The following is a 13,129-nucleotide window of genomic DNA, read 5'->3' as shown; positions in this document are numbered from 1 at the left end:
GCATTATACGTAAAGAATGTTTCCGAGTTTGAGGAGGTGTGACCCAAGGCCACAGGAAGGACGTCGCGCAGGGCAGGGGATTACGCCAGAGTGTAAGATGTGAAATGGTCTAGACCAATAGACAGTTACCACATGTGTATCGCTGGCTGGGTAGATTGGATGGTATCGGCCGGCACTTTTCCATGGAGATCCCGATATGAAAAGCGTAGATAGTTTTAAGGCTTTGCACCAGTTGGATGTCGGCGGGCAGTCCTACGACTACTATCGGTTAGATGCGGTTCGTGGAGATGGCCTGGATGTTGCCAGCCTGCCTTATGGCTTGAAGATCCTGCTGGAAAACTTGCTGCGCACCGAAGACGGTGGCGATGTCACGGCCGATGATATTCGCGCCCTGGCCGCCTGGGACCCTGCTGCCGAGCCCGATCGTGAAATCGCCTTTACCCCCGCACGCGTTGTGCTGCAGGACTTTACCGGTGTGCCAGCCGTTGTGGACCTGGCCGCCATGCGTGAAGCCATGCAGGCCTTGGGCGGTGACCCGCAAAAAATCAACCCCCTGGCACCGGTAGAGCTGGTTATTGACCACTCGGTGATCGTGGACGACTTTGGCAAGCCCAGCTCGTTTGAACGCAACGTGGAAATCGAATACGAGCGCAATATGGAGCGCTACCAGTTCCTGCGCTGGGGCCAAAGTGCTTTTGATAACTTCAAGGTCGTGCCACCGGGCACCGGTATTGTTCACCAGGTGAACCTGGAACATTTGGCCCGCGTGGTCTTTACGCGCGATGAACAAGGCCGTCAGCTGGCGTATCCCGATACCTGTGTGGGTACGGACTCGCACACGCCTATGGTGAACGGTCTGGGCGTGGTGGCCTGGGGCGTAGGCGGTATCGAGGCCGAAGCTGCCATGCTGGGCCAGCCCATTTCCATGCTGATCCCTCGCGTTGTGGGTTTCAAGCTGACGGGTCAAATGCCTGAAGGCACCACGGCTACCGACCTGGTGCTGACGATTACCGATATGCTGCGTCAGCATGGGGTGGTCGGCAAGTTTGTGGAGTTCTACGGTCCCGGCGTCAGCGCTGTGCCTTTGGCCAACCGTGCCACTATCGGCAATATGAGCCCTGAATACGGCTCCACCATCTCCATGTTCCCCATCGACGAGGAAACCCTGCGTTATATGGAGCTGACGGGCCGCAGCAAAGAGCAGATCGAACTGGTACGCGCCTACGCCAAGGCTCAGGGCCTGTGGCACGATCCGCAGCACGAGCCTCGCTACTCCGAGCGCCTGGAGCTGGATCTGTCCACCGTTGTTCCTTCGATTGCTGGCCCCAAGCGTCCCCAGGACCGCATTGCGCTGTCTTCGTCCAAACCGGCATTCCGTACCGCTGTGCGCGACTTGCTGGGCGACGATGTAGCGACCTACGATGAGGCCGTGGAAGAAAGCTTCCCCGCGTCGGACGTGCCTTCGCACAAGCCGCCAGCACCTCGGAAAGCGGCGGTGGAGTTTACGCTGGCCGATGGCAGCAAGTGCACGCTGGATCATGGCTCGGTCGTCATTGCCGCGATTACTTCGTGTACCAATACCTCCAACCCCAGCGTCATGATGGCCGCTGGTCTGCTGGCCAAGAAAGCCGTGGAAAAGGGCTTGAGCCGCAAGCCTTGGGTGAAAACCAGTCTGGCCCCCGGATCGCGCGTGGTCACGGACTACTACCAGCGTGCAGGCCTGACTTCCTATCTGGACAAGCTGGGTTTTGATCTGGTTGGCTACGGGTGCACTACATGTATCGGTAACTCTGGCCCCTTGATTCCAGAGGTCAGCCAGGCCATTAACCAGAACGATCTGGCCGTGGTGTCCACGCTGTCCGGTAACCGCAACTTCGAGGGCCGTATTCACCCCGAAGTGAAGATGAACTACCTGATGTCGCCACCGCTGGTGGTCGCCTACGCCTTGGCGGGCACCATGGATATTGACCTGTACCACGAGCCTTTGGGGCAGGGCAGCGATGGCAAGGATGTATTCCTGAAAGACATCTGGCCGTCTGCCGCTGAAGTGCAGGACGTGATCAGCAAGGCGATTGCCTCGGATATGTATCGTGATGGTTATGCCGATGTGTTCGCCGGTGACGAGCGCTGGCGCTCTCTGCCTACCCCCAAAGGGGATCGTTTCGAGTGGCAGGATGATTCCACCTACGTGCGCAAACCGCCTTACTTCATTGATCTGAAGCGCGATCCAAGCCCCGTCTCGGACATTCGAGGTGCGCGCGTGCTGGCCAAGCTGGGCGATTCAGTGACAACCGATCACATCAGTCCCGCCGGTTCGATTGCGCGTACCTCGCCTGCGGCAACGTACTTGATGGATCACGATGTCAAACCGCAGGATTTCAACTCCTACGGTTCGCGTCGCGGTAACCATGAAGTCATGATTCGCGGCACTTTCGCCAACGTGCGTCTGCGCAACCAATTGGCTCCGGGTACAGAAGGCGGCTATACACGCGACTTCACGCAAGATGGTGCACCAGTGGCCACGATTTACGATGCCTCGCGCAATTACTTGAATGCCGCTGTCCCGCTGGTGATTCTGGCCGGCAAGGAATACGGCTCGGGTTCTTCGCGTGACTGGGCGGCCAAAGGTACGGTGCTCTTGGGCGTCCGTGCAGTTATTGCCGAGTCCTACGAACGTATTCACCGCAGCAACCTGCTGGGCATGGGCGTGATGCCTTTGCAGTTCCCGGCTGGTCAGAACGCCGAAACCTTGGGCCTGGCGGGGGATGAAATCTTTGATATTGAAGGCATTACCGCCCTGAATCAGGACAAGATTCCCGAGAAGGTCAAAGTGCGTGCGGGCGATATCGAGTTCGAGGCTCTGGTCCGAATTGATACGCCTAGCGAAGCGCATTACTACCGTCACGGCGGTATCATGCAGTACGTTTTGCGGGGCTTGTTGAAAGCGTAAGCCTGGCAGCAGGTCAAGGCGTGTGCATGCACGCCCAACAGTGCGTCAGTTGTGCCCTGTGCAACTGGCGCACTGGTGTGTTTGAAGGGCCGGCACGGTTGCCGGCTCTTTGTTTGGATAAAGAAAAATGGCAAATACCCAAGAAGCGTCTTGGTCTGAACTCCTGTCTGGCCGTAATGGCTTGCGCTCACTGGCCTTGGCCGGGGGCGTGGCCGTTCATGCGATCAACGTGTACGTGGCGACCACGATTCTGCCCTCGGTGGTGGAGGATATCGGCGGGCTGGAGTACTACGCCTGGAATACCACGCTATTTGTGGTGGCCTCGATTCTGGGCTCGGCCCTGTCGCCACAAGTTCTGGAAAAACTGGGTCTGCGTCACAGCTTCTTGATGTCCTTGCTGTTCTTTGCCATTGGCACGACCCTGTGCGCGGCAGCGCCTTCCATGCCTTTCCTGCTCTTTGCCCGCACGATTCAAGGTTTGGGCGGCGGCTTGCTGCTGGGCCTGAGCTATTCTTCGATCCGGCTGGTATTTGAAGAGCGACTTTGGCCGCGCGTCATGGCCTTGGTATCCAGTATGTGGGGTGTGGCAACCTTGTCGGGTCCGGCGATTGGTGGGGTATTTGCCCAGATGGGACAGTGGCGTCTGGCCTTCTGGAGTGTCCTGCCATGTGCCGCTTTGCTGGCGATTCTGGTCTGGACGCAATTGCGCGATGCGCGTGCGCCTGAAACTCGTAAATCCGGTTCCACTTTGGGCAAGGTATTGCTGCTGACCGCTTCTGTGCTGGTCATGTCCGCAGGTAGCCTGTCTACTTCCTGGATGATCAATCTGGGCGGTGTGCTGGGCGGGGCGATTCTGGTTTATTTGATGGCGCGTGCCGACAGCAAGTCGGCCAGTCGCCTGTTTCCGCAGGGCACTTACTCCATCAGCACGGCCTTGGGCAGTCTGTATGCCGGTATTGGTCTGGTCAGCGTGGCCGTGGCAACGGAAATTTTCATTCCGTATTTCCTGCAGATCATCCACCACATGAGCCCGCTGAAAGCAGGCTACCTGACGGCCTTGATGTCAGGCGGCTGGACCCTGGGTTCTATTGCCAGCTCCAGTCGGGGGCTGAAAACCGGGGATCGCATGATTATTGCCGGGCCTGTATTGTCGGGCCTGTCTCTGGTAGCGCTGGGTGTCTTTATCCCGTGGGTAGGCTTGAGTGAAGGCACGGACTATTCCTGGGCCTTGTACCTGTCTTTATTGGGAGTCGGAGTGGGGATTGGTCTGGCCTGGCCGCATTTGCTGACGCGGGTATTTCATTCCGCGCCCAAGGGGCAGGAGAATATTGCCTCGGCCGCCATTACCACCTTGCAGTTGTTCACGATGGCATTGGGTGCGGCCTTGGCAGGAATCATTACGACAGCCTCGGGCTTTGTGGACCCCGGTGGGGTGCAGGGCGCACGCCAGTCGGCGCAGGCTCTGCTGTGGTTGTTTGCCCTGGCGCCCCTTCTTGCAGCCTTCTTGTCCGGGCCTGCGCGTCGGGTGCGCCCCAGGGCTTAGTCCTGGACGGTGCTTTTGGGCAGGCGGAACAGCTCTGGATCCGGGCCAAGACGGCCGTCGGCCTGATCCAGGCTGGCAATGGCGGCCATATCGGCTTCGCTTAGCTCAAAGCTGAAAATGTCCATATTGTCGCGCTGGCGCTCGGGGGAGTTGGACTTGGTAATCACCATATTGCCCAGCTGAATCTGCCATCGCAGCATGATTTGCGCCACGGAACGGCCATGTTCCTTGGCAATCTTGTTCAACACCGGGTTGTCCCACAGCGTGCCCAATCCCAGCGGGCTCCAGGCTTGCGTCTGGATGGCGTGGTCTTCGTGGTAATGGCGCGATTCAGCCTGCTGAAAGCCGGGGTGCAGCTCGATCTGGTTCAGTACAGGCAACACACCTGTCTTGTCCAGCAAGGTTTGCAGGTGCTGGGGCAGGAAGTTGCACACCCCAATCGACTTCACACGACCTTCATTGCGCAGATTGATCAGCGTCTCCCAAGTCTGGATGTACTGGCGGTTCTTGGGCACGGGCCAGTGAATCAGGTACAGATCCACATAGTCCAGCTGCAGCTTGTCCATGCTTTCTTCAAAGCCTGCACGGGTATTGTCGTGGCCATGCATGTCATTCCACAGCTTGGTGGTCACAAACAGCTCTTCGCGTGGCACCTTGGACTGACGAATCCCTTGGCCCACCTCGGCCTCGTTACCGTAGATGGCGGCGGTATCGATCAGGCGGTAGCCTGCTTCGATGCCACTGCACACCACATCGGCCGTTTGCTCGGCAGGTACCTGCCACACGCCCATGCCCAGTTGTGGCGCACGGTTATCGTCGTGGAAGGTGATTGTTGGGGGGGTAGTCGACATAGGTCTCTCCTCGGTTGAGTGCACGGCAAAACAGCCAGGACATGGCTGATGAAACCACCGCGCATTGGGAACGATCGGGCTCTAGAGTACAGGCGGTGTCAAAGCAAAAGTCCTTAAAAGGACATGAATCCGCATGGGATGGACACGCGAAGCTTGTACGTAGGCAGGAAATTAGCTTATTGTTTTTTGTCCTGCGGCGATTATAGAGGCGTCGACTGGATTTTTTCTTAAGATGTTGCAATCTGCATCATTCATGATCCCATATAAGCTTTAGCTCTATGGGATTCCAGCTGGAGTAAGTATGAGCGTACATACCACGCAGGTCCGCGTTAGCGTACCCGCCTTGATCGCCTGCAAGGGCAAACAAAAAATTGCTTCATTAACAGCCTACATCGCGCCTATCGCACGTATGCTGGACGAGCACCTGGATATGATTCTGGTGGGCGATTCGACCGCTATGGTGGGCTATGCCATGCCCGATACCTTAAGCATTACGGTCGATATGATGGCGGCCCATGCGGCTGCCGTGGTGCGTGCGACTCAACATGCTTGTATTGTCGTGGATATGCCGTTTGGCAGCTATCAGGAATCACCCCAGCAGGCATTTGCCAATGCATCGCGTATGCTCGCCATCAGCGGTGCCCAATCGGTGAAGCTGGAAGGCGGTCAGGCCATGGCTGAAACCACGCGCTTCCTGGTCGAGCGCGGCGTGCCCGTGCTGGCACACGTGGGTTTGATGCCCCAGTACGTCAACACCATGGGCGGTTACAAGGCTCAAGGCATGACAGATGCCGCTGCCCAACGTGTGCTGGAAGACGCTGTGGCTCACGCACAGGCGGGTGCCTGGGGTGTGGTGCTGGAAGGGGTGGCAGAAGGTCTGGGTCGCCGTATTACTGAAACCATCGCCATTCCGACCATCGGTATCGGTGCGTCCCCCGCATGTGATGGCCAGGTTCTGGTGACGGAAGACATTCTGGGTCTGACCAATGGCAAGATCCCCAAATTCGCCAAACCCTACGCGGATGTGGGTGCCTTGATCTCCCAGGCAGCCGGTCAATACGCGGCTGAAGTGCGTGATGGTTCTTTCCCCACGCTGGATCAATGTTTCGGTGTGAAACGCTAGTCCGGCTAACTATTCCGCATTAGAATATTCCGTGTTGATAAATGCGGCATTCACATAGAACGACATGGAAATTCGCCAATTAGAAGCCTTTGCAGCGGTGATGTCTGCTGGCAGTGTTACCGCTGCTGGCAGACTGCTGGACCGCTCTCAGCCAGTGGTTAGCCGCCAGATCCAGGAGCTGGAACAGGAACTGGGCTTCAGGCTTTTTACCCGCACCCGTCCGCAGGTCACCTTGACTGAACAAGGGCGCGAGTTCTATCTGGAAGCCCGGCCCGTGCTGATGAATCTGGAGGTGCTGCAAAGCCGCGCTCTGGAAATCGCCCGTGGGGGCCTGCGACCCCTGCGCATCGTGACTACTCACGCCTTGGCGATTGGCCTGGTGCCGCAAGCGCTGGGCATCATGGAGCAGCACGATCCGGCCTTCAAGCAAAAGCTGATTATTGATACGGTAAAGCCGGAAGAAGTGGTGCAAGCCATTGACGAAGGACGGGCCGATCTGGCGGTGACCAGTTTGCCGCTGGACATTGATGGCTGCACCTTGCATTGGTCAGGTCAAAGCCCCTGCCTGCTGGGCATGGCCGTCAATCATCCCCTGGCCAAACAGGAACTGGTGCGTCTCAGTGATATTCAGGGCACCCCCCTGATTTCCATCCAGAACCGCCACCGCTTGCGTCATACCCTGGCAACCGCCTTGCTGCGTGCCAGCCCGGAAGCCCCGGAAGATATCCGTCATATCGAGGTTGCCTCCTCGTTGGAAGGCCTGGTTCTGGCCAGCCAAGGGGTAGGCGTGTCCTTGATTGACCCCTTTACCGCCCACGGCCTGCCACTGCCCAACGTCGTGTTGCGCCCGATTGATATCCATGTGCCTTATATGGTCGGTGTGGTGTCCTTGCGATCCCGCGAACTGCGTCCGGATGCGCAGCGCCTGGTCGAGGCCATGCGGCAGTATGTGCTGCAATTCATCCCGCGCTTTGTGCTGGGGGATGACACCGGTTTGCCAAGCACCCAGGATCCGTTTGACTCGCTGTAATCAACACGCTTGTTGATCAAGGCTCGGGCGGCTTGGCTGGATGCTCGTCCGCCTCTGCAGGCCTTAGGGGATCATCGCGTACGCCAGAACTTCCAGCTTCATGCCCGGCTCCACCAAGGCTGCAACGCCAACACTGGCGCGGTTGGGGAAGGGCGCGGAGAAAAACTCTCTGTACACCTTGTCGATGCTGTCCATGTCGGCAACATCGGTCATGTAGATCAGCACTTGGGTGACATTTTCCAGGCTGCCCCCGGCCGCTTGCGTGGCCCGTTGCAGATTGGCAAAGGTCAGGCGAGCTTGCTGCTCGATGCTTCCCGTATCAATGCTGCCGTCCGGCCGGACAGGTCCGTTCACCGTAAACAGCATTTCCCCCTTGGCTTTGACGGCCCAGGAAAACGCTTGCTTCAGGGGTGGCAGCCCGACGTCGACAACTTGTTTCATCACTTGCTCCGAGTAGAGGTGACCGGCAAGGACGCAAAGAGCGCGTGCGTGGCATCGCCCAAGCGGGTGTTGGGACGAGCCTGGTCAAGAATGACATCGAAGTGGTTGCGTGCTGGCATTTCGATGGGGGGCAGATACCGGACACCCAATGCATCAAGCGCATCGGCAAAAGCCTGACTCTGGCGTTTGAACTCCGAGGTTTCGATTTCTCCCCAGCTGATGATGGCGGGCGGAAAGCCCGTCAGATCAAGCAGTTGGGGGCTGATCGCCTGTGCGCTCGCCGTGTCCAGAGACAGTGCCTCATTGATGCTGGTGCCAATCAGGGGCTGCAGGTCGTAAATGCCTGAAACCAGTACCGCCGCTGCGGGTGCCCCTACGGGTAAATCGGCATCATCTTTCCATCCACGCAAGCAGCACATGGCAGCCAGATGCGCGCCGGCAGAACTGCCGGACACGACGAGACGTTGCGGGTCAAAGCCCAGTTCTTCGCCATGTTGATGCAGCCAGCGCAGAGCCTGGCGGCACTCCAGCACCATGTCGTGGACAGAGGCTTGCGGTGCCAAGGTGTAATCGATGGCGGCAAAGGCGATACCAGCGTCAGTGCAATCCGGGGCCGAGAATAAAGAGAAGGCTTTGGAAAGCTCCTGCCAGTAGCCGCCATGAATAAACAGCAGCAGCGGCGGGAGGGATTCCGAGTCGTGGGGTGCAGGTAAAAAGAGGTCAAGCTTATGCGCAGCGGCATTGCCATAGGCAAGCTCGGCATGCCGAGCTCCGCTTTGCAAAGCTGCTGCGCTAAGTGTGGCGTAGTCCTCGATGTAGGGCGCGTAGTTCCCGCCTATACAGGAGCTGGGCGAATATTCGCGTTCGCGCTCCTGCGCGGAGAGTAAGTCGTGTGGAGCCTGCATTACAGCGCGGTCCGAACAGTCCAGATTTCAGGGAACAGCACCACATCGAGCATCTTGCGCAGGTAGCTGACGCCGCCTGTGCCGCCCGTGCCGCGTTTGAAGCCGATGACGCGCTCAACAGTCGTGACATGGCGGAAACGCCAAAGACGGAAGGCGTCCTCAATGTCGGTCAGCTTCTCGCCCAGCTGGTATAGATCCCAGTGTGCATGCGGGTCACGGTAGACCTCCAACCATGCAGCTTCCACCTCGGGGCTGGCTTCGTAGGGCTGTGTCCAGTCACGGTCCAGGTGATCGGCGGGAATGGCAAAGCCCTGGCGGGCCAGCAGGCGTAGCGACTCGTCATAGAGCGAGGGGGCACGGTACGCCTTGTCGACCATCTGGAGCAGGTCTGGCCTATGGGCATGGGGCTTGAGCATGGCCGCATTCTTGTTGCCCAGAGCAAATTCAATGCAGCGATACTGCGCGCTTTGAAAACCGCTGGAGCTGGCCAGATAAGGGCGCATCGCCGTGTATTCCGGCGGGGTCATGGTCGAGAGCACGGTCCAGGCACTGACCAGCTGCTCCATGATGCGCGAGACCCGCGCCATCATCTTGAAGGTGTCGGCGTAGCGGTCGGCTGCGATGGCTGCAGTGGCGGCGGTCACTTCATGCAGCATCAGTTTCATCCAGAGTTCGCTGGTCTGGTGCTGGATGATGAACAGCATTTCGTCGTGGGCAGGCGAGAGCGGGTGTTGAGCGCCCAGCACCTCGTCCAGGTGCAAGTAGTCGCCATAGCTCATGGATTGGCTGAAATCCAACTGCGCTTTTTCTTCCGAAACAATGCGCTCTGTCTCGCTGATTCCCTTGTCAGCCGATGCTTTGGAAGCATTCATTTGTTCTGTTCCCTGTACGTTAATAATGATCTGCGCGACCTGTGGAACAGGTCGCGTGGGTCGATAGAAAATCAAAGTCGCGTTGCGCGCCGAGGGGAGTTTGCAATGCATCTTGCCCGAAGGTCTCCATCAGCGGCAGGATGCGGTCACCTGAGTAGGCGGGCATAGGGGTAAAGCTGAAATGGGTCTGTGGTTTCATAATTTCATCCCACTTAAATTTATGCGTTGATCTTATGGATTTAAGGGTCTTGCGCCAAGCTGTTTTTTATAGAAGCATAACTTTTTCTGAAAAACTTAAAAAACGGGTTTTTTTATGCAAATAGAACTGGATCAGGTGGATGGCAGTTTGCTGGCCGAGCTGCAAGGAAACGCCCGGCTGACAACAAGCGAGCTGGCACAAAAAGTGGGCATATCGCAGTCGCCTTGCTGGCGCCGGATTCGACGTATGGAAGAAGCCGGGCTTATTTCAGGCTACCACGCCCGGCTGGATCGGCGTGGCCTGGGTTATGGCGTGGTGGCCTTTGTCAGCATCAGTGTGGACTTTCAAAATGAAGAGCGTTCGGTGCAATTTGTGGAGGCCGTGCGCGATATTCCGGAGGTGGTGATGTGCCACGGCATTGCCGGTCCGGCGGATTTTTTGCTGATGGTCGTGGCCAAGGATCTGGACAGCTATTCGGAATTGTTGCAACGAAAATTGCATCGTTTACCCGGTGTTCGGCAAGCGCAGACCAGTTTTTCCTTGCAGGAATTCAAGGGCCTTAACGCGCTGCCAATCCCAGCAATGGCCGGCTCTGCAGCCTGATCAAGTGCTCTGCAAAAGCTGATGCGCGGCTCGCTCACAAAGCGTGTCGAGTCGCTCATCACGAATCAGGTGGCTAAGGGTTAGCTCTGATTTGTTGTCGTAGAAGTCCGTCCTTAGAATTGATCAAAAATCACAAATCTTTGCTCGAATTCACGTTGTGACGGAATTTAATGAAACATTCAGATGCTGCAAGCACAAGCGCTCCGCTCGAAGCTTTTCAACCCATCGTTCGGCAATCCGTCAACGAAGCGGTCTATCAAGCCCTACGTAACAAGCTGATGCACGGTGAGTACCGTGCGGGCCAAGTGCTTGGCATTCAGTACCTGGCCGATGCGCTGGGCACCAGCACCATGCCCGTGCGCGAAGCATTGCGCCGTCTGGTGGCACAGCAGGGGCTGGAGCCTTTGCCTAACGGCACTACCCGTGTTCCTTTGATCACCAAAGCCTGCCTGAGCGATATTCGCCGCGCCCGTGTTTTGATCGAAGGCACCGTCACCGAATGGGCGGGGCCTTTCCTGACTCCGTCCGTGCTGGATCAGCTGGAACAACTGGCGCAAGAAATCACCCAAGAGCGCCGCACGCCCAAAGGCGTGGCCAGCAGTCTGGAAAAAAACCGGATCTTTCATTTCACGATTTACGGAGCCGCTCAGTCTCCCGTCATGCTCGCCATGATCGAGAGCCTGTGGCTGCAGTCGGGCGCTTACTTGCGTGAAACCCGCGAGCAGCTACACAACGAAGACTCTGCCGATCACCTGCACGAATCCACCGTCAAAGCGCTGCGCGCGGGCAATTTTGCCCAGGCGCGCCAATACATTCAGGAAGATGTTTCCTGGATCTTCGACCGCTTGGACCTGGCCGATTAAGTCGATCTCTCAACTACTCATCACCACCAAAGACCATGCTAAAAAAACATAGATCAAAAGCAGTGACCGAGGGAGTGACTCGCACCCCACACCGAGCCTTTCTGCGTGCAACAGGCCTGGACGATGATGATCTGGACCGTTCGATGGTCGCCATCATTGGAACCGCCGGAGACAACACACCCTGTTCCAAATCGCTGGGCCCACAAGCAGACAGCGTTCGCCTGGGTGTAGCCCAAGGTGGTGGCGTACCCGTCATGATGAACACGATTTCCGTGTCCGATGGCACCTCCATGAACCACGCTGGCATGCGCATGAGCCTGGTCTCGCGCGAGATGATTGCCGACAGCATGGAAATAGCCGTGCGTGGCCATGCCTATGACGCTTTGGTCGGTTTGGGCGGTTGCGACAAGACGCTGCCCGGCACCCTGATGGCCATGGCGCGCCTCAATGTCCCTTCGGTTTTCATTTACGGTGGCTCCATGTTGCCGGGCTACTCGCCCGATGGCACTGAAAACACGGTGCTGACTGCCATTGAGGGTGTGGGTCGTTATCAGACTGGTGCGATTTCCCTGGAGCAACTGCACGGCATTGAGCGCACCTGTGCCATGACCGTGGGTTCCTGTCCGGGCCAGTTCACCGCCAATACCATGGGTATGGTGGCAGAGGCTTTGGGCATGTCCTTCCTGGGTTCGTCGACCACCCCGGCGGTTTACAGCCAGCGGCACGCACTGGCTCGCCGAGCTGGTCGCCGCGTGATGGAGATTCTGGAAAACGGGGGTCCTTTGCCGCGTGATCTCATCACCCGCAAGAGTCTGGAAAATGCCGCAGCGGCTGTTGCAGCGACTGGCGGCTCGACCAACGTGGCCTTGCATATCCCTGCTATTGCGCACGAAGTGGGCATTCGTTTCACCATGGACGATCTGGCCGATGTGTTCAACCGCACGCCGCTGATTGCCGACCTGCAGCCTGGCGGCCGTTATCTGGCCCGCGATCTGGACGTGATTGGCGGGGTGCCTGTAGTGCTCAAGGCACTGTTGAAAAGCGGCCACCTGCACGGCGATGTATTGACCATTACCGGCGAAACCTTGGCCGAAGCCCTGGAGAGCTTCCCCGATGTGGATGGCCGTATCGTGCGTAGCAGCGATCAGCCCATCCATGCGTCGGGCGGTCTGGTCGTGCTCAAGGGCAATCTGTGCCCCGATGGCGCCTTGCTGAAGATTGCCGGCTTGAAGTCTCTGGTTTTTGAAGGCCGTGCTCGCGTCTTTGAAACCGAGGAAGATTGCATGGCCGTGGTATCCAAGCAGGCCTACGAGACTGGCGATGTACTGATCATCCGCAACGAGGGACCCAAAGGCGGCCCCGGCATGCGCGAGATGTTAAGCGTTACTGCGGCTATTTACGGCCATGGCAATGGCGAGAAAGTAGCACTGCTGACCGATGGCCGTTTCTCCGGCGCGACACGTGGCATGTGTATTGGCTATGCCAGCCCCGAGGCGGCAGCCGGTGGGAACATCGGCTTGGTGCGCGACGGCGACCGTATCACCATCGATGCCACGCAAAGCAGCATGCAGCTGCATGTGTCCGACGAGGAGCTGGCTGCACGCAGAGAGCAATGGAAACCCTTCGTACGAGATCGTTTGGCTGGCGCGCTGGAGAAGTACGCACGCCTGGTTGGACCGACCAATGAAGGGGCAGTGACTCATTCGGGTGCTGCCGAGTGGCCGCAAGAGCAGCTTGAGGACGTATAAG

General features: G+C 58.0%; 12 protein-coding genes. 7 read left to right on the top strand and 5 right to left on the bottom strand.

Annotated elements, in window-relative coordinates:
* The first annotated feature begins 196 nt into the window (after window positions 1-196).
* A complete protein-coding gene (acnA, locus tag ACU6HM_RS16760; RefSeq protein ID WP_137430534.1) occupies window positions 197-2,950 on the top strand; it encodes an aconitate hydratase AcnA in 2,754 nt (917 codons plus the stop codon).
* A 127-nt stretch (window positions 2,951-3,077) separates the two neighbouring features.
* Window positions 3,078-4,493, top strand: coding sequence for an MFS transporter (locus ACU6HM_RS16755; RefSeq protein WP_446764100.1), 1,416 nt, complete (start codon window positions 3,078-3,080; stop codon window positions 4,491-4,493).
* Here ACU6HM_RS16755 and ACU6HM_RS16750 read toward each other — a convergent pair.
* Window positions 4,490-5,344 carry an aldo/keto reductase gene (locus ACU6HM_RS16750; RefSeq protein ID WP_022983645.1) on the bottom strand — a complete coding sequence of 285 codons (855 nt, stop codon included), beginning with the start codon at window positions 5,342-5,344 and terminating at the stop codon, window positions 4,490-4,492. The two genes, ACU6HM_RS16755 and ACU6HM_RS16750, sit on opposite strands and share 4 nt — an antisense overlap.
* Window positions 5,345-5,645: 301 nt before the next feature.
* On the opposite strand from ACU6HM_RS16750, the gene panB reads away from it, so the two are divergent.
* Window positions 5,646-6,467, top strand: coding sequence for a 3-methyl-2-oxobutanoate hydroxymethyltransferase (panB, locus tag ACU6HM_RS16745; RefSeq protein WP_009456821.1), 822 nt, complete (start codon window positions 5,646-5,648; stop codon window positions 6,465-6,467).
* Between the two features lie 64 nt (window positions 6,468-6,531).
* Complete coding sequence (locus tag ACU6HM_RS16740) at window positions 6,532-7,497, top strand: LysR family transcriptional regulator (protein WP_009456820.1); 966 nt, start codon at window positions 6,532-6,534, stop codon at window positions 7,495-7,497.
* Window positions 7,498-7,560: 63 nt separating this feature from the next.
* On the opposite strand, the gene ACU6HM_RS16735 is transcribed toward ACU6HM_RS16740, so the two are convergent.
* The 4 genes from ACU6HM_RS16735 to ACU6HM_RS16720 are packed head-to-tail and all read right to left on the bottom strand — an operon-like array spanning window position 7,561 to window position 9,914.
* Window positions 7,561-7,938 carry a RidA family protein gene (locus tag ACU6HM_RS16735; protein ID WP_035269810.1) on the bottom strand — a complete coding sequence of 126 codons (378 nt, stop codon included), beginning with the start codon at window positions 7,936-7,938 and terminating at the stop codon, window positions 7,561-7,563.
* Window positions 7,938-8,843, bottom strand: a complete 906-nt coding sequence (locus tag ACU6HM_RS16730; RefSeq protein ID WP_446764099.1) for an alpha/beta hydrolase — start codon at window positions 8,841-8,843, stop codon at window positions 7,938-7,940. Before ACU6HM_RS16730 ends, ACU6HM_RS16735 begins: the two co-directional genes overlap by 1 nt.
* Window positions 8,843-9,715, bottom strand: a complete 873-nt coding sequence (kynA, locus tag ACU6HM_RS16725) for a tryptophan 2,3-dioxygenase (protein ID WP_021447253.1) — start codon at window positions 9,713-9,715, stop codon at window positions 8,843-8,845. The genes ACU6HM_RS16730 and kynA overlap by 1 nt, the downstream gene beginning before the upstream one ends.
* A gap of 19 nt (window positions 9,716-9,734) precedes the next feature.
* Entirely contained in the window at window positions 9,735-9,914 is a 180-nt protein-coding gene (locus ACU6HM_RS16720) for a hypothetical protein (RefSeq protein WP_021447252.1), read from the bottom strand.
* Between the two features lie 114 nt (window positions 9,915-10,028).
* Between ACU6HM_RS16720 and ACU6HM_RS16715 the strand changes: the two genes are divergently transcribed.
* From ACU6HM_RS16715 to ilvD, 3 genes are all read left to right on the top strand, one after another.
* Window positions 10,029-10,517: an Lrp/AsnC family transcriptional regulator gene (locus ACU6HM_RS16715; protein WP_009455426.1), complete on the top strand. Its 489-nt coding sequence runs from the start codon at window positions 10,029-10,031 to the stop codon at window positions 10,515-10,517.
* Between the two features lie 170 nt (window positions 10,518-10,687).
* Window positions 10,688-11,380: a GntR family transcriptional regulator gene (locus tag ACU6HM_RS16710; RefSeq protein WP_009455428.1), complete on the top strand. Its 693-nt coding sequence runs from the start codon at window positions 10,688-10,690 to the stop codon at window positions 11,378-11,380.
* Between the two features lie 35 nt (window positions 11,381-11,415).
* Entirely contained in the window at window positions 11,416-13,128 is a 1,713-nt protein-coding gene (ilvD, locus tag ACU6HM_RS16705; RefSeq protein WP_446764098.1) for a dihydroxy-acid dehydratase, read from the top strand.
* Window position 13,129 lies beyond the last annotated feature (1 nt).

This window comes from Alcaligenes sp. RM2 (assembly GCF_052931795.1).
The sequence above is the reverse complement of the archived record's forward strand: the minus strand, read 5'-3'. Positions and strand labels throughout refer to the sequence as shown.

What these genes read in the sequence shown, in the direction of transcription:
- acnA (WP_137430534.1), top strand. Translation starts at nt 197, where the DNA reads ATGAAAAGCGTAGATAGTTTTAAGGCTTTGCACCAGTTGGATGTCGGC.
- ACU6HM_RS16755 (WP_446764100.1), top strand. Translation starts at nt 3,078, where the DNA reads ATGGCAAATACCCAAGAAGCGTCTTGGTCTGAACTCCTGTCTGGCCGT.
- ACU6HM_RS16750 (WP_022983645.1), bottom strand. Translation starts at nt 5,344, where the DNA reads ATGTCGACTACCCCCCCAACAATCACCTTCCACGACGATAACCGTGCG.
- panB (WP_009456821.1), top strand. Translation starts at nt 5,646, where the DNA reads ATGAGCGTACATACCACGCAGGTCCGCGTTAGCGTACCCGCCTTGATC.
- ACU6HM_RS16740 (WP_009456820.1), top strand. Translation starts at nt 6,532, where the DNA reads ATGGAAATTCGCCAATTAGAAGCCTTTGCAGCGGTGATGTCTGCTGGC.
- ACU6HM_RS16735 (WP_035269810.1), bottom strand. Translation starts at nt 7,938, where the DNA reads ATGAAACAAGTTGTCGACGTCGGGCTGCCACCCCTGAAGCAAGCGTTT.
- ACU6HM_RS16730 (WP_446764099.1), bottom strand. Translation starts at nt 8,843, where the DNA reads ATGCAGGCTCCACACGACTTACTCTCCGCGCAGGAGCGCGAACGCGAA.
- kynA (WP_021447253.1), bottom strand. Translation starts at nt 9,715, where the DNA reads ATGAATGCTTCCAAAGCATCGGCTGACAAGGGAATCAGCGAGACAGAG.
- ACU6HM_RS16720 (WP_021447252.1), bottom strand. Translation starts at nt 9,914, where the DNA reads ATGAAACCACAGACCCATTTCAGCTTTACCCCTATGCCCGCCTACTCA.
- ACU6HM_RS16715 (WP_009455426.1), top strand. Translation starts at nt 10,029, where the DNA reads ATGCAAATAGAACTGGATCAGGTGGATGGCAGTTTGCTGGCCGAGCTG.
- ACU6HM_RS16710 (WP_009455428.1), top strand. Translation starts at nt 10,688, where the DNA reads ATGAAACATTCAGATGCTGCAAGCACAAGCGCTCCGCTCGAAGCTTTT.
- ilvD (WP_446764098.1), top strand. Translation starts at nt 11,416, where the DNA reads ATGCTAAAAAAACATAGATCAAAAGCAGTGACCGAGGGAGTGACTCGC.